This window comes from Ruegeria sp. BB6, from assembly GCF_056539385.1.
This window is the reverse complement of sequence record NZ_JBQFUW010000002.1, coordinates 820,446-837,944: the sequence shown is the minus strand read 5'-3', so window position 1 is coordinate 837,944 and position 17,499 is coordinate 820,446. Positions and strand designations below refer to the sequence as shown.

The 17,499-nt window shown below is 59.7% G+C and carries 13 protein-coding genes; 7 read left to right on the top strand and 6 right to left on the bottom strand.

Translation table 11 applies throughout. The features are described 5' to 3' along the window. Nucleotides 1–26: 26 nt before the first annotated feature. From ACR0B7_RS08540 to xdhA, 4 genes are read right to left on the bottom strand one after another with little or no spacing between them, the layout of a single operon-like run. On the bottom strand, nucleotides 27–1,544 hold the full coding sequence (locus ACR0B7_RS08540) for an ABC transporter ATP-binding protein (RefSeq protein WP_170576586.1): 1,518 nt from the start codon (nucleotides 1,542–1,544) through the stop codon (nucleotides 27–29). Continuing rightward, a complete protein-coding gene (xdhC, locus tag ACR0B7_RS08535) occupies nucleotides 1,541–2,476 on the bottom strand; it encodes a xanthine dehydrogenase accessory protein XdhC (protein WP_170576585.1) in 936 nt (311 codons plus the stop codon). The genes ACR0B7_RS08540 and xdhC overlap by 4 nt, the downstream gene beginning before the upstream one ends. Beyond that, a complete protein-coding gene (xdhB, locus tag ACR0B7_RS08530) occupies nucleotides 2,476–4,878 on the bottom strand; it encodes a xanthine dehydrogenase molybdopterin binding subunit (RefSeq protein ID WP_170484253.1) in 2,403 nt (800 codons plus the stop codon). Before xdhB ends, xdhC begins: the two co-directional genes overlap by 1 nt. Further along, a complete protein-coding gene (gene xdhA, locus ACR0B7_RS08525; protein WP_170484251.1) occupies nucleotides 4,875–6,272 on the bottom strand; it encodes a xanthine dehydrogenase small subunit in 1,398 nt (465 codons plus the stop codon). Before xdhA ends, xdhB begins: the two co-directional genes overlap by 4 nt. A 344-nt stretch (nucleotides 6,273–6,616) precedes the next feature. Here xdhA and dnaE point away from each other — a divergent pair, with 344 nt between their 5' ends. The 3 genes from dnaE to ACR0B7_RS08510 all read left to right on the top strand — a co-directional run bounded on the left by dnaE (nucleotide 6,617) and on the right by ACR0B7_RS08510 (nucleotide 10,843). Continuing rightward, nucleotides 6,617–10,117 carry a DNA polymerase III subunit alpha gene (gene dnaE, locus ACR0B7_RS08520; protein WP_170484249.1) on the top strand — a complete coding sequence of 1,167 codons (3,501 nt, stop codon included), beginning with the start codon at nucleotides 6,617–6,619 and terminating at the stop codon, nucleotides 10,115–10,117. A 90-nt stretch (nucleotides 10,118–10,207) separates the two neighbouring features. Then, on the top strand, nucleotides 10,208–10,426 hold the full coding sequence (locus ACR0B7_RS08515; protein ID WP_170411560.1) for a hypothetical protein: 219 nt from the start codon (nucleotides 10,208–10,210) through the stop codon (nucleotides 10,424–10,426). Nucleotides 10,427–10,474: 48 nt separating this feature from the next. Further along, nucleotides 10,475–10,843, top strand: a complete 369-nt coding sequence (locus ACR0B7_RS08510; RefSeq protein WP_170647804.1) for a hypothetical protein — start codon at nucleotides 10,475–10,477, stop codon at nucleotides 10,841–10,843. Nucleotides 10,844–10,847: 4 nt separating this feature from the next. Here ACR0B7_RS08510 and ACR0B7_RS08505 read toward each other — a convergent pair whose 3' ends face one another. Further along, nucleotides 10,848–11,042 (bottom strand): SlyX family protein, encoded by a 195-nt coding sequence (locus ACR0B7_RS08505; protein ID WP_170440680.1) that lies wholly within the window; start codon nucleotides 11,040–11,042, stop codon nucleotides 10,848–10,850. Nucleotides 11,043–11,167: 125 nt separating this feature from the next. Here ACR0B7_RS08505 and hisS point away from each other — a divergent pair, with 125 nt between their 5' ends. The 3 genes from hisS to hisG are packed head-to-tail and all read left to right on the top strand — an operon-like array spanning nucleotide 11,168 to nucleotide 14,532. After that, nucleotides 11,168–12,754: a histidine--tRNA ligase gene (gene hisS, locus ACR0B7_RS08500; protein WP_170569434.1), complete on the top strand. Its 1,587-nt coding sequence runs from the start codon at nucleotides 11,168–11,170 to the stop codon at nucleotides 12,752–12,754. A 3-nt stretch (nucleotides 12,755–12,757) separates the two neighbouring features. After that, the gene (locus ACR0B7_RS08495) at nucleotides 12,758–13,846 is read left to right on the top strand and encodes an ATP phosphoribosyltransferase regulatory subunit (protein ID WP_170484242.1); all 1,089 of its coding nucleotides are present in this window, start codon (nucleotides 12,758–12,760) and stop codon (nucleotides 13,844–13,846) included. Further along, entirely contained in the window at nucleotides 13,843–14,532 is a 690-nt protein-coding gene (hisG, locus tag ACR0B7_RS08490; RefSeq protein WP_170484240.1) for an ATP phosphoribosyltransferase, read from the top strand. The genes ACR0B7_RS08495 and hisG overlap by 4 nt, the downstream gene beginning before the upstream one ends. Here the strand turns inward: hisG and ACR0B7_RS08485 are convergent. Beyond that, complete coding sequence (locus ACR0B7_RS08485) at nucleotides 14,529–14,960, bottom strand: DUF1489 domain-containing protein (protein WP_170384898.1); 432 nt, start codon at nucleotides 14,958–14,960, stop codon at nucleotides 14,529–14,531. The genes hisG and ACR0B7_RS08485 overlap by 4 nt on opposite strands. 129 nt (nucleotides 14,961–15,089) lie before the next feature. On the opposite strand from ACR0B7_RS08485, the gene ACR0B7_RS08480 reads away from it, so the two are divergent. Next, nucleotides 15,090–17,372 carry an adenosylcobalamin-dependent ribonucleoside-diphosphate reductase gene (locus tag ACR0B7_RS08480; RefSeq protein WP_170484238.1) on the top strand — a complete coding sequence of 761 codons (2,283 nt, stop codon included), beginning with the start codon at nucleotides 15,090–15,092 and terminating at the stop codon, nucleotides 17,370–17,372. Nucleotides 17,373–17,499 lie beyond the last annotated feature (127 nt).

The following is a 17,499-nucleotide window of genomic DNA, read 5'->3' as shown; positions in this document are numbered from 1 at the left end:
CCGTTTTCATCTTTTTCTGTAATGCTTTAGACATGGGCTACCTCCATGCCGTGTGCGCCGCCCATCATCAGGCCGATTTCGTCAACCGTCAGCCCGGTGGTCGGGCGGGGTGCGCTTAGTCGTCCTTCGTTCAAGGCCGCGAAACTGTCCGAGATTTCCATCAGCTCATCCAGATCCTGGCTGATGCAGATGACCGCTGTGCCCTTGGCCGCCAAGTCCAGAATGGCCTGCCGGATCGAGGCCGCAGCTGCCGCGTCCACACCCCAAGTGGGTTGGTTCACGACCAGCACATCCGGGTTTTGCAGAACCTCGCGACCGATCACGAATTTCTGCAGGTTCCCGCCCGACAGTGAGCGCGCGGCGTTCTCTGGCCCCGGCGTGCGTACGTCGAACGCCTTAATGATCTTCTCCGCAAAGTTCTTGGTATCGGTCCATTTCAGGAACCCATTGTTTTCCAAACCTTCGCGGACAGAACCCGTCAGCAGGGCGTTTTCCGTCAGGCTCATATCCGGTGCGGCCGCGTGGCCCAGACGTTCCTCGGGCGCGGTCAGCACGCCCAGCTTGCGCCGAGCGGTGGGGCCGAGCTTGCCGATCTTCTGACCGTTGAACTTGATTGCATCGGCTGTCGTGAGAATTTCTCCCGACAAAACGCCCAGCAGTTCGTCCTGACCGTTACCGGCGACGCCACCAATGCCTAGAACCTCACCCTTGCGGACATTCATGTGCACATTGCGCAGCGCCGTGCCGAATTCCGAAGGCGAGGGCACCGACAATCCGCTGACATCCAGCGCGACGTCGCCAAATTCTCGGCCACCGCGTTCAGGTGTCTGCAGGGTCGAGCCCACCATCATTTCAGCCATGTCACGGGCCGAGGTTTCTGCCGGAACACATTCGCCCACGTTCTTACCCAGCCGCAGGATTGTGGCGTGGTCGCAGAGCGTGCGGATCTCTTCCAGCTTGTGCGAAATATACAGGATTGAGGTGCCCTCGGACCGCAGTTTGTTCAGCGTTTCAAACAGGATATCGACCTCTTGCGGGGTCAGAACCGAGGTCGGCTCGTCCATGATCAGCAGCTTGGGGTCCTGCAACAGGCAGCGGATGATCTCGACCCGCTGCCGCTCACCTGCCGACAGATCGCCGACGGTGCGATATGGGTCCAGAGGCAGGCCATAGGTCTCGGACACTTCGCGGATACGCGAGGCCAGATCGCCCATCGGCGGCGGGTTCTCCATCCCCAGCGCGATGTTTTCGGCCACGTTTAGCGCGTCAAACAACGAAAAATGCTGGAATACCATTGCGATCCCGTCAGCCCTCGCCGCGCGGGGTTCGGGGGGGGCAAAGGGCTGGCCGCGCAGCAGCATCGTGCCACTGTCTGGCTTCACCAGCCCATAGATCATTTTCACCAGCGTGGACTTGCCCGCGCCATTCTCGCCCAACAGGGCGTGAACTTCGCCTTCGCCGATGTCAAAGGACACCTGATCATTGGCCACGACGCTGGGATAGGCTTTGGTCAGCCCTTGTAAGCTTAGGAGTGGAGTGGTCACGCGCTCAGGTCCTTCTTCAACTCGTTCTGCCGGGCGGGGCGCAGTAATTGGGCTGCAACGCCAACGGCGATCATCTGCGGGTGTTTGCCCAGACCGGGGTCACCGATGGGGCAGGTGATCCGGCCGATCCGCTCGGGCGCGTGCCCGAGGGCCGCCAACCGCGACCGGAATCGCGCCCATTTCGTAGCCGAGCCGATCAGTCCGGCAAAGCCAAAACCGTGCGTCAACAACCGGTTGCAAAGTTCCAGATCCAGATTGTGGGAATAGGTCAGAACCAGATGCTCGGCATCACGCGGGGCATGACGGACAAGTTCGGCGGGTTTTGCAACGGGCACAGCCGTGACGGAGGCCGGGATATCGTCGAGAAACCGTTCCGGGCCGGTATCGACCCATGTGATTGCCAGCTCGGGCAGTGGTGACAGAACGTCGACCAATGCGCGCCCAACATGGCCAGCGCCCCAAATCCACAGCTTGCGGGTCGGTTTGTGAACGGGCTCGACCATCCATCCATCCAGAAGCTGGGGCTGCGGGACAGTTCCTTGTCCGCGCGCCTGTGCCATCAGACGTTTGACCGACAACGGCATTTCGGTGCTGGACGCTGAACGTGCGATGATCGTGTCGTCCAGCGCGTTCAATGCATCAAGGTCATAGACCTCGGTCAGCAAAGACACAGCGCCACCGCAGCATTGCCCCAGATCGGGACCAAGCGCGTGTTGCGTCAGACGACACGGCACAGTCTGCGAGCGCGCTGCTTCTGCCGCCTGATATTCCAGCGTGCCGCCGCCGATCGTGCCGGATTGCCCGCCCTGCCAGACCAGCATGGCGGCGCCGACTTCTCGCGGGGATGACCCCTTGATCGCAGCGATGACGACCCGGGTGACTTTCCCGTGGGTTTTGACCGCCTCCCTCAAAGCCTCCAAGTCAAATCCCATCAGATGTCTCCCTTCATCCGTTGAATGCCATGCCAGACCTGTTCCGCCGTGGCAGGGGCATCCAGCGCGGGATAGCTGTCCCCGCACGCAGCGACCGCGTTCGACAGCGCCAGCCAAGCCGAGATACCCAGCATGAAGGGCGGCTCACCCACCGCTTTCGAGCGATAGATGGTGTCCTCGCGGTTCTCGCCATCCCAAAGCGCAACGTTGAAAATATCGGGCCGGTCCGAGCATGCCGGGATTTTGTAGGTCGAGGGCGCGTGGGTGCGCAGATTGCCCTTGCCGTCCCAGACCAGCTCCTCGGTCGTCAGCCACCCCGCGCCTTGCACATAGCCACCTTCGACCTGCCCAATGTCCAGCGCCGGGTTCAGGGACGCGCCTGCGTCATGCAGGATATCGGTGCGCAGGATACGGTTTTCGCCGGTCAGAGTGTCCACCGCGACCTCGGTAATCGAGGCTCCGTAGGCGAAATAGAAGAACGGTCGCCCTCGGCCTGCGATCCTGTCCCATTCGATCTTGGGGGTCTTGTAGAATCCGGTGGCGGACAGGCTGATCCGGCCCTGATAGGCCAGCGCCGCAGCTTCGGCAAAGGTATAGCGTTCTTCACCCACCGAAACGTGACCATCCGTGAAGGTCACTGCCGACGGATCGGCCTGATGCCGCTCGGCCAGATAGTCAGCCATCCGATCACGGATCGTGTCGCAGGCGGCTTTGACGGCCATGCCGTTCAGGTCACTGCCAGAGGATGCCGCAGTCGCCGACGTGTTCGGCACTTTGGCGGTATCGGTCGCGGTGATCTTGACCATGTCCAGCGGAATTCCGAACCGAGACGCAGCCACTTGCGCGACCTTCTGGAACAGGCCCTGTCCCATCTCGGTGCCGCCATGGTTCAGGTGGACCGAGCCGTCTTGGTACACATGCACCAGCGCGCCCGCCTGATTCAGGTGGGTCAGTGTGAAGGAAATCCCGAATTTGACCGGAGAGAAGGCGATGCCCTTCTTGATCACACTGTTCTCGGCGTTCCAATTCTGGATGGCGGCTTTACGCGCGGCATAGTCGCTGGATTTCAGCAATGCCTCGGTCATGCCGTGTAGCTCAAAATCGCTGACCTCCATGCCGTAGGGCGTGGTGTTGCCGCCAGCGGGCAGCGGGCGCACGGGCGCGTTGCCGGTTTCAACCGCGCCACGGCTGGTCAAATCCTCGCGCGGGTCCGGGTGGCCCAGCGGTTTTTCCGTCGGTTCAGCTTCGGCCACCTTGTGCGCGGGTTCATAGTAGTTCCGGCGGCGCAGTTCGACTGGGTCCATTGCCAACGCGTGCGCCGCGTGGTCCATCACCCGCTCGATCCCGACCATCCCCTGAGGGCCGCCGAATCCGCGATAGGCGGTGGCGGACTGGGTGTTGGTTTTCAGCCGGTGGCTTTCAATCCGTGCGTTGGGCAGCAGATAGGCGTTGTCGGAATGCAGCATCGCGCGGTCCGCCACGGGCAGGGACAGGTCCTGCGCCCAGCCGCAAATGGCGTGGTGCAGGAACGATACGCCCTGAATATGACCGTTCTCATCGAACCCGGCTTTGTAGGAAATACGGAAGGCATGGCGTTTGCCGGTGATGATCATGTCATCGTCACGGTCATAACGCATCTTGCAGGCTTTGCCCGTTGCCCGCGCAGCTATGGCGCAGGCCACCGCCAGGGCGTTGCCCTGACTTTCCTTACCGCCAAAACCGCCACCCATTCGGCGGGTTTCCACACGAACGGCATGCATGGGAACGCCCAGAGCGTCCGCTACTTTGTGCTGAATTTCTGTCGGGTGCTGGGTCGAGCTGTGCACCAGCATGTCCGCGCCCTCGTTCGGCACGGCAAGTGCGGCCTGACCTTCCAGATAGAAATGCTCCTGCCCGCCGAGTTCAAATGACCCTTCGATCACATGAGCTGCGTCCGCAATGGCCGCATCCGCATCGCCCTTGGCATAGATGCGTGGGCCGTCCTCGAACCGGCTGTCGGCGGCCAGCGCGTCCTCAATCGTCAGGATCGGGGTTTCCTCAGCATAGTCGATCTTGCCAAGACGCGCGGCCTTTCGCGCGGCCAGATGGCTGGTGGCGACGACCAGAAACACCGGTTGGCCGATATAGTGAACAGTGCCGCCCGACAGCAGCGGCTCATCATGGATCGAAGGCGAAACATCGTTGGCAAAGGGCAGGTCATCGGCTGTCATGACCATGACAACCCCGTCAGCGGCCTTCACAGCCGAAAGGTCCATGCCCGAAATTTTGCCTTTGGCAATCGGGCTGAGGCCAAAGGCCAGATGCAGGCTGCCCTTGGGCGTGGGGATGTCATCCACGTACCGTGCCGAGCCTGAGACGTGCAGTGGTGCTGCATCATGGGGGAGGGGTTTGGTCACGCTCATGCCGACACCTCCAGCACGTTGGTGATTTCACCCTGATCTTCGAGGAAATAGCGCTCGAGCATCGCTTTGGCGGTTTCCAGACGATAGGTGGCTGATGCGCGCATGTCCGTGAGTGGCGCATAGTCTTCGGCAAAAGCGGGCAGAGCGGCCTGAATGGTCGCAGCGGTCCACGGCTTGCCGGTCAGTGCGGCCTCGACATGAGTTGCCCGTTTCGGAGTGCCTGCCATGCCGCCAAACGCGATCCGGGCCTGAGTCACGGTGCCATCAGTGACGGTGATGTTGAAACACCCGCAGACAGCCGAGATATCCTGATCGAACCGTTTGCTGAGTTTGTACGCCTTCAGGCGGTCCACCTGACGCGGGAAGCTGACGGCCTCAACGAATTCTCCGGGCGCGCGGTCTTGTTTGCCATAGTCGATGAAGAAATCTTCCAGCGGTATTGACCGCCGCTCATCACCCTTGCGCAGATGCAAGGTTGCACCAAGGGCAATCAAGGCGGGTGGGTTGTCCCCGATGGGCGATCCGTTGGCGATGTTGCCCCCCACCGTGGCCGCATGGCGGACCTGAACGCTGGCATAGCGTCGGATCATCTCGGCGTAGGAGGGGTGGAGGTCGGTCAGAGCCGCGCCCATACGGTTCATGTCGACCATGGCACCAAAACGGATTTCTTCGTCGGTGATCGTGATCTCTTTCAAGTCTTCGCAGCGGCTGAGGAAAATCACCGGGTCCAGATTGCGCAATTGTTTGGTGACCCAAAGGCCCACATCCGTGGCCCCGGCAACCAGTGTCGCATCCGGGTGTTGCGTGTAGAGAGCTGCCAGTTCGTCGGCGGAGCCGGGGAGGTAGGGGGGCTCTGCCCCCCGGCCTGCGGCCTCCCCCCGAAGTATTTCTGAACAAGAGAAGGACTGGTCGTCGGTGATCCATTTCGGGACGGGGTGCGGTTCGGCGGCTTTGGCGGCACGAATAATTGGGGCATAGCCGGTGCAGCGGCAGAGATTGCCGGCGAGCTGCGTATCGTGGTCGGTTGCGCCATTTGCGTGGCTTGCGACCATCGACATCACGAAGCCGGGTGTGCAGAAGCCGCATTGCGAGCCGTGCAGGTCAACCATGGCCTGTTGCACCGGATGAGCCTCACCGTTCGGGCTGCTCGCGCCTTCGACGGTGCGCACCGCTTTGCCATGCAATTGCGGGAGAAACAAAATGCAGGAGTTCAGCGCCTTGGCGCTGCCCTCGTCTGTTACCATGACGGTGCAGGCTCCGCAGTCGCCTTCGTTGCAGCCTTCTTTGGTGCCAGTCAGACCGCGATCGTCGCGCAGCCAGTCCAGCAGGGTGGCCGTCGGATCGACATCCGACAGCTCCACTGTCTCTCCGTTCAGAAGAAACGTGATATCCATTCGAGAAACCCGTCGCCTTACCCGGTTGCGCCCTTGGGTGCCCTCCTTCGATGCGACGTAGAAAGAGTGGCGGGCGGATAGCTTGCCGTCAGATGTTAGAAACAGCGCGCCTTATCTGGCAAGAAAAACTGCCTATATTATGCACCATTACGCGCACCCAACGCGAATTTGTTTGTTTTGCATAGCAATTAGTCATTTGTTATTAAACTATTTTCTCAAGATGCGGCGTTTCGGTTCCCGAAGCACCTTCTGGAAAAACCGAATAATGAGCGCTGATTTTTTAGGCATCGAAAGGGTGCGGTTCCCGCTTTTGCCGGGCTGCAGGCTGGGATAGCGTAGCGGTCATGAGCAGTACCCCTCGATTCATTCACCTCCGCGTTCACACCGAATATTCCCTGTTGGAAGGCGCCGTGCGGCTGAAAAAGCTGCCGGGTCTGTGTGAGAAGTTGGAGATGCCGGCCGTCGCTGTCACCGACACCAACAGCATGTTCTCGGCTTTGGAGTTTTCTGTGACCGCCAGCGGTGCGGGTGTGCAGCCGATCATGGGATGCCAGGTTGATCTGACTTACGTTCAGGCGCAGCCCGGAGAAAAGCCTAAGGCGCCCGCGCCGCTGGTGCTGCTTGCGCAGTCTGAGGTCGGTTATGAAAACTTGATGAAGCTCAGCTCATGTCTTTACGTGGACAAGGGCGGGCAGTTGCCGCAGGTCACTTTAGACGAATTGGCGGAGCGGTCGGATGGCCTGATCTGCTTGTCTGGTGGACCGGACGGGCCAGTTGGTATGCTGCTGCAACAAGGGCAACGCCCGGCGGCCGAGGCTTTGGTGGATCGGCTGGCCCGTATGTTCCCGGATCGTCTGTACATCGAATTGCAGCGCCATCCGGGGGAAGGTGGGCAGCCCGAGGCTGAGCGCCTGACCGAGCGCGGCCATGTCGAGATGGCCTATGCCAAGAACTTGCCCCTGGTGGCGACCAACGATGTCTATTTCCCCACATCGGATATGTATGAGGCGCATGACGCGCTGATCTGTATCTCTGAGGGTGCGTATGTTGACCAGCAGGACGGCCGCCGTCGTTTGACAGCGCAGCACTACTTCAAGTCGCAGCAGGAAATGGCGACTTTGTTCGCCGACCTGCCCGAAGCGATTGAGAACACGGTTGAGATTGCCAAACGCTGCGCGTTCATGGCCTATCGCCGCGATCCCATCCTGCCGAAATTTGCAGATGACGAAGTGGCCGAGCTGCGCCGGATCGCCAACGAAGGTCTGCAGAAACGTCTGGCCGTGATCCCGCACGCGGTGACGCTCGAGGAATATCAGGAACGGCTGGATTTTGAGCTGGGCATTATCGAAGGCATGGGCTTTCCCGGGTATTTCCTGATCGTTGCGGACTTTATCCAATGGGCCAAAGATCACGACATCCCGGTGGGGCCGGGGCGGGGTTCGGGCGCGGGGTCGCTGGTGGCTTATGCGCTGACGATCACCGACCTTGATCCGCTGCGATACAGCTTGCTGTTCGAGCGGTTTTTGAACCCCGAACGGGTCTCGATGCCTGACTTCGATATCGACTTCTGCATGGATCGCCGCGAAGAAGTGATCCGCTATGTGCAGCAGAAATACGGGCGCGATAAGGTGGGGCAGATCATCACCTTTGGTGCTTTGCTGTCCAAAGCTGCAGTGCGGGATATTGGGCGCGTGTTGCAGATGCCCTACGGTCAGGTGGACCGCCTGTCCAAGATGATCCCCGTCGAGGGTGTCAAACCCGTTTCCATCGAAAAAGCGCTAAAAGACGAGCCGCGCCTGCGTGAAGAAGCGCGGAATGAAGAGGTCGTGGACCGGCTGTTGACCTATGGCCAGCAGGTCGAAGGACTGCTGCGCAATGCGTCCACCCACGCGGCGGGGGTGGTGATCGGGGATCGTCCTCTGGACGCGCTGGTGCCTCTGTATCAGGATCCGCGATCGGACATGCCCGCAACCCAGTTCAACATGAAATGGGTTGAGCAGGCCGGATTGGTGAAATTCGACTTTCTGGGTCTGAAGACGCTGACCGTGATCCAGAACGCGATGGACATCATCTTCAAGTCCGGGCGACCCCTGCACATCGCGGCCGATGGCACGGAACTCTATGAGCCGGCTGAGGGGGCCGAGAACCAGATCAACGCCATCCCGCTGGATGATGAGGCGACGTATAAGCTCTATTCCGCTGCCAAGACGGTCGCGGTGTTCCAGGTGGAATCCTCGGGCATGATGGACGCGCTCAAGCGGATGAAACCCACCTGTATCGAGGATATCGTGGCGCTTGTGGCGCTGTATCGTCCCGGCCCGATGGAAAACATCCCGACCTATTGCGAGGTCAAGAATGGGCAGCGGAAAATCGAATCCGTCCATCCCTTGATTGACCACATCCTTGAGGAAACGCAGGGCATTATCGTCTATCAGGAACAGGTGATGCAGATCGCGCAGGTCATGGCTGGGTATAGCCTCGGTGGTGCCGACCTGCTGCGTCGTGCGATGGGTAAAAAGATCAAAGAGGCGATGGACGCCGAGCGCCCCAAGTTTGAAAAAGGCGCGGGTGAAAACGGTGTGGATGCCAAGAAAGCCTCTGAGGTTTTCGACCTGCTGGAAAAATTCGCCAATTATGGCTTCAACAAATCCCACGCCGCGGCTTATGCGGTGGTCAGCTATCAGACTGGCTGGCTGAAAGCGAACCACCCGGTCGAGTTCATGGCTGGTGTCATGAACTGCGATATCCACCTGACCGATAAGCTGGCCGTCTACTTTGAAGAGGTCCGCAAGGGGCTGGAGCTGCCCTATGTGCCGCCCTGCGTGAACCGGTCCTTGGCGACGTTCGACGTGGTGAACGGAGAGCTGGTTTATGCGCTGGGCGCGTTGAAAAACGTGGGCGTTGAGGCGATGAACATTGTCGTTGAGGGGCGGGCTGACAAGCCTTTCGTGAACCTGTTCGACTTTGCCCGCCGGGTTGACCTGAAAAAGGTCGGTAAACGCCCGCTTGAGATGATGGCCCGCGCAGGTGCGTTCGATCAGCTCGACAAGAACCGCCGCCGTGTATTTGAAAGCCTCGAGCAATTGGTGCAGTACTCGGCCGCGATCCATGAACAGAAGAATTCAAACCAGGTGTCTCTGTTCGGCGAGGCCGGGGATGATCTGCCTGAACCGCGCCTATCCACGACGCCGGACTGGTTGCCAGCCGAGCGGCTGAGCGAGGAATTCAAGGCCATCGGGTTTTACCTTTCGGGGCACCCGCTGGACGACTACATGCCCGCGCTAAAGCGCAAGCGGGTGATGACGCTGGATGAGGTGACGGAAAAGGCGCGCTCTGGCCCGTTTATTGCAAAGATGGCAGGCGTGGTCGCAGGGCGACAGGAGAGAAAATCCGCCAAGGGCAACCGGTTCGCTTTTGCTCAGCTCTCGGACCCGACGGGCGCGTATGAGGTGACGCTGTTCTCTGAAACGCTGGAGAAATCGCGCGAGTTTCTGGAGACCGGCGCGCAGGTTGTACTGACGGCCGAGGCGACGATGGAATCCGATCAGCTCAAGCTGCTCGGCCGCTCGGTTGGGCCGGTGGATTCCGTTGTGGCCGAAGCAGGCGCGACAGGGTTGCGCATTTTCGTGAACCAGCCGCAGGTTCTGCCGACGGTGGCCAAGGTTCTGCAAGATGCAGCAGGTGCCGCCAAGAGCGCGTCCAAAGGACCGATCCACATGTGCCTTCTTGATCCCGGCCTGCCCGGAGACGTCGAAATGGAGCTTGGGCAGGATTTTCCGATCAACCCGCAGATCAAAGGGGCGATCAAATCTCTGGACGGCGTCATGTCAGTCGAGGAAATCTGATCCCCCACGGTTCATTGCCAGAAGACGTCTGTCAGGTTAGGCTGGAATTCTGTTGAAATTCATTTGGGTTAAGTCGCGGGAGGACGCCAAATGGGAAATTCCAGACTGCATTTAAAGACATGGGCGATCGTTGTTGCGGCCTCGCTGGTTCTGGTGCCGGCGACACAGGCATTGGCAGACAAGAAAAAGGAAGAAGACGCGATCAAGGGCGCTTTGATCGGCGCAGGGGTCGGAGCTTTGGTCGGTGACGGCAAAGGCGCGGCAGCCGGTGCGGTTGTCGGTGCCATTATCGGTGCCAACAAGAACTGATCGAGTCCGTTGCGCTGAGTGCAAAAGCTAATTTTGAAAGGAATGGATATGCGTTTTCACGTATTCAAGCTGGTTTCAGCCGCAGCGTTTTTGGCTATGCCTGTGACAGCTATGGCCGACGATGAAGCGGATCAGATGAAGCAGGACGCTTTGCCGTTGATGTATCACACTTGTGCCTCGGTCATTGAAGAGGCAGATGGGAATGACGAATACGTCTTGGATGTCGTCGGCAAGATGACAGCCTTGTCGCTCTATAATCGACAGATCGACATCGAGGCATACGCGGCGTCCGACGAAGACAAGGCCAAACTGCGCGAAACCTTTCTGGCCGCGTTGACCGAAGGGTGTGACGGTGACGAGGACGCGCTGCTGGGCGGAGTGGTCGATGCTGCGGTGAAAAAGACCTTGGGATTGTAAGCCGTCAGTAATGCGGCGGGCGTTCGTCGCCAAAGACAACACCGCCCGAGCCTTCCTGCGCCCGTTCAGCCTCGCGCTGCAAAAGCATCTCGACCCGGCGGGTCAGGCGGTCGATCTCGCTTTGCTGACGTGTGACGACGGTGTTCAGCTCTTCGACCGTGCGGGTCAGATGGGCAATCTGTTCTTCCAGATGTTGCATTTGGGTCTCCTTGGGTGCGGTCATAGCGACCCAGTGGCGTCAAGGCCAGCGAAAGCGCGCCTTGCCCCGATGCGGGGCATGGGATAGACCGCGCGCGGAACACTAAACGCCCAAGGACGCCCCACATGGCCAAGCCCAAGAAACAGCCCCGCCCCAAGGCCGTAACGCCGAAAGGGTTCCGCGACTATTTCGGCCAGGAAGTCTCGCAGCGCACGCAGATGCTGCAGACGATTGCGGACGTCTATCATCGCTATGGGTTTGACGCGCTGGAGAGCAGCGCGGTTGAGACGGTCGAGGCGCTGGGCAAGTTCCTGCCCGACGTGGATCGCCCGAACGAAGGCGTGTTTGCGTGGCAGGAATTTGACGAGGGCGGGAATGGCGACTGGATGGCCTTGCGCTATGACCTGACCGCGCCTTTGGCCCGTGTCTACGCGCAGCACCGCAACGACCTGCCGACGCCGTATCGTCGCTATGCGATGGGGCCGGTCTGGCGGAACGAAAAGCCGGGACCGGGACGGTATCGTCAGTTTTATCAATGTGACGCGGATACGGTGGGCACGGCCTCGATGGCCGCGGATGCCGAGATTTGCGCGATGCTTTCGGACACGCTGGAGACCGTGGGCATTCCCCGCGGTGATTACATAATACGTGTAAATAGCCGCAAAGTTCTAAACGGTGTCCTGGAGGTGGCGGGGGTATATGACCCACTGGACCCTCAGCGGTTTGAAAAAGAGCGGGGGATCGTTTTACGAGCGATCGATAAGCTGGATCGTTTGGGTGAAGACGGAGTGCTCCAGCTTCTTACTTCCGGTCGAAGGGATTCGAGCGGCGATTTTACTGAGGGCGCCGGTCTCACGAGCCATCAAGCTGCGACTATCATGACCTACATGGCTACTAAGAGAACTATTGATGAAAACCCTTATCCTGAGCTTCCGCAGGATCTTGACTACATTTCACACGAAGACGAAGACTGGAAAATAGCACCGCAAAACTTCGCCACCTGCAGTTACTTGCGTAAAGTGGTCGGCTTAAGTCAAATCGGCAATGAGGGCGTTGATGAATTAGAAGCGATAGCTAAGCTTGTTGCTTCTCAGGGTTACTTTGCTGATCGAATCGTCATTGATCCTTCTGTAGTTCGAGGATTGGGTTATTACACTGGCCCAGTTTTTGAAGCCGAACTGACCTTTGATATTTTTGATGAAAAGGGGCGAAAGCGGCAATTCGGTTCGGTTGCTGGAGGCGGCCGCTACGATGATCTAATCAAACGTTTCACTGGTCAATCTGTCCCATCTGTTGGTGTCTCAATCGGCGTTGACCGCCTATTGGCCGCCCTGCGCGAAAAGGGTCGGATCGCGGCGCAGGCCACTGGCCCCGTGGTTGTGACCGTGATGGACCGCGACCGTATGGCCGATTATCAGGCGATGGTGGCCGAGCTGCGCAACGCTGGTATACGGGCCGAGGTGTATCTGGGTAACCCCAAGAACTTTGGCAACCAGTTGAAATATGCGGACAAGCGGAACTCGCCCATCGCGGTGATCGAAGGCGGGGATGAAAAGGAAAACGGGATCGTGCAGATCAAGGACCTGATCCTTGGCGCCAAGATCGCCGAAAGCGCCACGCTTGAGGAATGGAAAGAACGCCCCAGTCAGTTTGAAGTGCCGCGCGGTGATCTGGTCGCCAAGGTGCGCGAAATTCTGGACAGTCAGGACTGAACCATGGCCAAGCGTTCCCAGATAAAGGCCCGCGCCGAGACGATGCGCGTCAGGTTCGAGGCCGCAGGCGCGCAGGTCGTTGACCCTCCGCTTTTGCAACCGGCGGACACGTTGTTGGACCTTTATGGCGAGGATATCCGCGCGCGCGCCTATGTGACCTCGGACGCGCTGCGGGGTGAGCAGATGCTGCGCCCGGATTTCACGCTGCCCGTGGTGCAGATGCATATGCGCGAGGGGGCCGAGCCCGCGCGCTATACCTATTCTGGCGAGGTTTTCCGCCGTCAGGAGCATGACCCGGACCGCGCGAATGAATATATTCAGGTCGGCTATGAGGTATTCGACCGCAACGACCCCGCAGGCGCGGATGCCGAAGTGTTCTCGTTGTTTGCGCTGCAACTGCGTGGCTTGCCGCTGCGCGCTGCGACTGGGGATATCGGGATTCTGACTGCGGCTGTGGCTGGTCTGAAAACCACTGACCGGCGCAAAGCTGCGCTGATGCGGCACTTGTGGCGTCCGCGTCGGTTCCGCGTTCTTTTGGATCGCTTCGCTGGGCGCAAGCCCGGCCCGGAAGGACGCGATACGCTTCTGGATGCCAAAGACCCACTTGCCACTGACGCACCCATGATCGGCAAGCGCCGCGCGACCGAGATCGAGGCGCGGATCGCTGCGCTGCGCGAAGATCGCGATACGCAGCCGATTTCGGACAATGAACTGGCGGGGCTCGAGACTCTGCTAAACGTCCGAGAAACTATGCCCTTCGCGCTTGAACGGTTGCGAGATGTGGCGGTGGACCTGCCGCAAATCACCCCTGCATTGGACAGGCTTGAATCGCGGATCGCCGCGTTGCAAGCGCGAGGCGTAGAGGTGGAACGGCTGGACTTTGAAGCCTCATATGGTCGGACGTCGATGGAATATTATGACGGCTTTGTCTTTGGTTTCTACGCCGAGGGCCGTCCTGACCTGCCTCCGATCGCGACTGGGGGGCGCTATGACGCGCTGACCCGGCAGTTGGGGAACGGTGCTGAAATTCCCGCCGTTGGGGGTGTCATTCGTCCCGACCTGATGTTGGAGATCGAGGAGGCCGCACAATGAGCCTGAAACTGGGCGTGCCCTCGAAGGGCCGGTTGATGGAAAAGACCTTCTCGTGGTTTGAAAAGCGCGGCATTACCTTGTCGCGCAGCGGATCGGATCGGGAATATGCGGGTAAAGTGGATGGGATCGACGGTGTTTCGCTGATCTTGCTGTCCGCTGGAGAAATCCCGCGTGAACTGGCCGCCGGGCGCATTCATCTGGGCGTGACCGGCATTGATCTGGTGCATGAGAAGCTGCCGCGCTGGGAACAGCAGGTCGAGGAGGTCTCGCAGCTTGGTTTTGGCAAGGCGGACCTGATCATCGCGACCCCCGCCTGTTGGGTGGACGTGGACACGCTGGACGATCTGGACGCGGCGGCGGCAGCCTTCCGAAGAACGCACGGTCACCGGCTACGGATTGCGACCAAATATCATCGGCTTGTGCGGGAATTCCTGACGGATGCAGGCGTGGCCGATTACACTCTGGTCGACAGTCAGGGCGCGACCGAAGGCACCGTGATGAACGAAACCGCCGAAGCGATTGCCGACATCACCTCGACCGGGGAAACGCTGCGGGCGAACCACCTAAAGATCCTGACCGACGGGTCGATCCTGCAATCACAGGCGACGCTGTGGCGTAGTCGAGTGGCCAAGTATGAGGCCGAGGACAAAACCGTTCTGTCCGAACTTTTAGACCGTCTGAGTTAAAGCACCCCGATATCCGCCAGCGCGCGGTTCAGATCGTCGGGCAGGGCATCGTCCTGCGCGCGACCTTTGGGCAGGTCGGCTGGGGTATCCTCGGGTTTGAGATAGCGCCACCCCTGAAAGGGGCGCTTCAGGGCGTTTTGGGTGCGGTGCACTTCGGGGTCCAGCACGATGGCGCAACGGCGGATGCCGTCCTCGCCCCGTACCTCATCCAATCGCAGGATGCGCTGGCGGCATTGGATCACCCCCTTGATCACCCAATAGATTGATCCGCCGTTCAGAATCTCGGCCTCGCGCTTGGGCCACATGCGGGTCACATGGCGCGGGCAGCCGTCCTCATACAGCGGTTTGCGGCTGTCCTGCCATGCGATCAGCGTATCGACGCTGTCCGATCCGACCGAAAGTTTGATGAGGTTTACGTAGTTATCCACAGCTTTCCCACAGAGTCGTCCCAAGCTTGATCTCTATATTGTAGCTCTGATCGAGCATTCATCAAGGTGTTGTGGTGAGCCGGTGAAATAGGGTAGTCTGGATACCTCTTTCAAGACAGGGAATCACAAATGAGCCGCTTTGCCGCCCCCATCGCCGAGCAGATATGGGACATGAAATACCGCTTTAAGCAGGCGGATGGCACACCTATCGACCAGACCGTCGAGGATAGCTGGCGGCGCATCGCCCGCGATTTGGCGCGTGTGGAAAAAGACCCGGCCCATTGGGAAGACAAGTTCTTTGAGGCGCTGGAGGATTTCAAATACCTTCCCGCCGGACGCATTACTGCAGGCGCGGGGACCGCGCGTCAGGTAACGCTGTTCAACTGCTTTGTCATGGGCACCATTCCCGACAGCATGGGCGGCATTTTCGATATGCTGAAAGAGGCCGCGCTGACCATGCAGCAGGGTGGGGGCATCGGTTACGATTTCTCGACCATCCGACCGCGCGGCGCGGATGTGCATGGGGTTGCGGCGGATGCGTCGGGGCCGCTTTCGTTCATGGATGTGTGGGACGCCATGTGCCGCACCATCATGTCTGCCGGTTCGCGCCGTGGGGCGATGATGGCGACGATGCGCTGCGATCACCCGGACATCGAGCAATTCATCACCGCCAAATCCGACCCCGCTCGCCTGCGCATGTTCAACATGTCTGTGCTGGTGACGGACCCGTTCATGGAGGCCGTCAAAGCCGATGGCCCGTGGGAACTGGTCTTTGGCGACAAGGTCTATCACACCGTTCAGGCGCGTGATCTGTGGAACAAGATCATGCAGGCCACCTATGACTACGCCGAGCCGGGCGTAATCTTCATCGACCGCATCAATCAGGCCAACAACCTCAGCTATGTGGAAACCATCGCGGCGACGAACCCGTGTGGTGAGCAGCCCCTGCCGCCATATGGCGCGTGTCTGCTGGGCTCGATCAACCTAGCGCGGCTGGTGGCGGAACCTTTCGAGGACGCCGCTCATCTGGATGAGGCTGCATTGCAGGAACTGGTCGCCACAGCGGTCCGCATGATGGACAACGTGGTGGATGCGTCGAAATTCCCGCTGATCGAGCAAGAGGCAGAGGCGCAGGATAAGCGCCGCATCGGGCTGGGCGTGACCGGGCTTGCGGATGCGCTGTTGATGCTGGGCCTGCGCTATGGCTCGGACGAAGCGGCGCGTCAGACCGAGCGCTGGTTGCACGCGATCGCCCGCGCCGCGTATCTGGCGTCGGTGGACTTGGCGAAGGAGAAAGGGGCGTTCCCTCTGTTCGATGCCGAGAAATATCTTGCCAGCGGCACGATGCTGCAGATGGACGAAGACGTGCGCGACGCGATCCGCGAACACGGTATCCGCAACGCCTTGCTGACCTCGATCGCGCCGACGGGGACGATCTCGCTTTATGCGGGTAACGTGTCCTCGGGGATCGAGCCGGTGTTTGCCTACGCCTACACGCGCAAAGTGCTGCAAAAAGATGGCTCGCGCACCGAAGAAGAGGTCGTGGACTATGCCGTGCAGATGTGGCGCGACAAGTTCGGGGACACGCAGTTGCCGGATTATTTCGTGAACGCGCAGACGCTGTCCCCGTCCGATCACGTCAAGATGCAGGCTGCGGCGCAGAAATGGATTGATAGTTCGATCTCGAAAACCATCAACTGCCCCGAGGATATCAGCTTTGACGCCTTCAAGGACGTCTACATGCAGGCTTGGGATCAGGGTTGCAAAGGTTGCACGACCTATCGTCCGAATGATGTGACCGGATCGGTCCTGACCGTCTCGGAAAGCGAAGACAAAGTGCCGGGCGAAAGTGCAGACGCGCCGCACGAGGTTGATGGCGGCGACGTGATTTACATGTCCGAACCGCTGGACCGTCCGCAGTCGCTGGAAGGTTCGACCTACAAGCTGAAGTGGCCTGACAGCGAGCACGCGATCTATCTGACCATCAACGATATCGTCATCGGGGGTCGTCGCCGCCCGTTCGAGGTGTTCATCAACTCGAAGAACATGGAACACTACGCCTGGACATTGGCGCTGACCCGCATGATCTCGGCCGTGTTCCGGCGGGGCGGGGATGTGTCCTTTGTGGTCGAGGAGCTTAAGGCCGTATTCGATCCGCGTGGCGGGGCTTGGGTCAAGGGCAAGTACATCCCGTCGATCCTCGCCGCGATTGGTGGTGTCATTGAACAGCACCTGATCAATATCGGGTTTCTGGAAGGCGAGGGCATGGGGCTGAAATCCGACCCTCAGGCGCAGGTCGTCAACATGGATGGCCCACGCGGTAAGGCGTGTCCGTCCTGCGGGCAGTTCGATATGGTGATGATCGAGGGCTGCATGACATGCCGCAGTTGCGGCCACTCCAAGTGCGGGTGACGTCTGACGCCTGGATTTGAGGCAAAGATTGTGATCTGGCAGGAGGGTTTCTTGTCAGATCACAGCGGCTGAATCTCTTTGGCAACATTTTTGTTAACTGTACATTAACAAGACTTTCCTGCCGAGG

Bases quoted from the DNA above. Each gene is read 5' to 3' on its own strand.
- xdhC (WP_170576585.1), bottom strand. From the start codon at position 2,476: ATGGGATTTGACTTGGAGGCTTTGAGGGAGGCGGTCAAAACCCACGGG.
- ACR0B7_RS08480 (WP_170484238.1), top strand. From the start codon at position 15,090: ATGAGCCGCTTTGCCGCCCCCATCGCCGAGCAGATATGGGACATGAAA.
- hisG (WP_170484240.1), top strand. From the start codon at position 13,843: ATGAGCCTGAAACTGGGCGTGCCCTCGAAGGGCCGGTTGATGGAAAAG.
- ACR0B7_RS08505 (WP_170440680.1), bottom strand. From the start codon at position 11,042: ATGCAACATCTGGAAGAACAGATTGCCCATCTGACCCGCACGGTCGAA.
- xdhA (WP_170484251.1), bottom strand. From the start codon at position 6,272: ATGGATATCACGTTTCTTCTGAACGGAGAGACAGTGGAGCTGTCGGAT.
- hisS (WP_170569434.1), top strand. From the start codon at position 11,168: ATGGCCAAGCCCAAGAAACAGCCCCGCCCCAAGGCCGTAACGCCGAAA.
- ACR0B7_RS08515 (WP_170411560.1), top strand. From the start codon at position 10,208: ATGGGAAATTCCAGACTGCATTTAAAGACATGGGCGATCGTTGTTGCG.
- ACR0B7_RS08510 (WP_170647804.1), top strand. From the start codon at position 10,475: ATGCGTTTTCACGTATTCAAGCTGGTTTCAGCCGCAGCGTTTTTGGCT.
- ACR0B7_RS08495 (WP_170484242.1), top strand. From the start codon at position 12,758: ATGGCCAAGCGTTCCCAGATAAAGGCCCGCGCCGAGACGATGCGCGTC.
- xdhB (WP_170484253.1), bottom strand. From the start codon at position 4,878: ATGAGCGTGACCAAACCCCTCCCCCATGATGCAGCACCACTGCACGTC.
- dnaE (WP_170484249.1), top strand. From the start codon at position 6,617: ATGAGCAGTACCCCTCGATTCATTCACCTCCGCGTTCACACCGAATAT.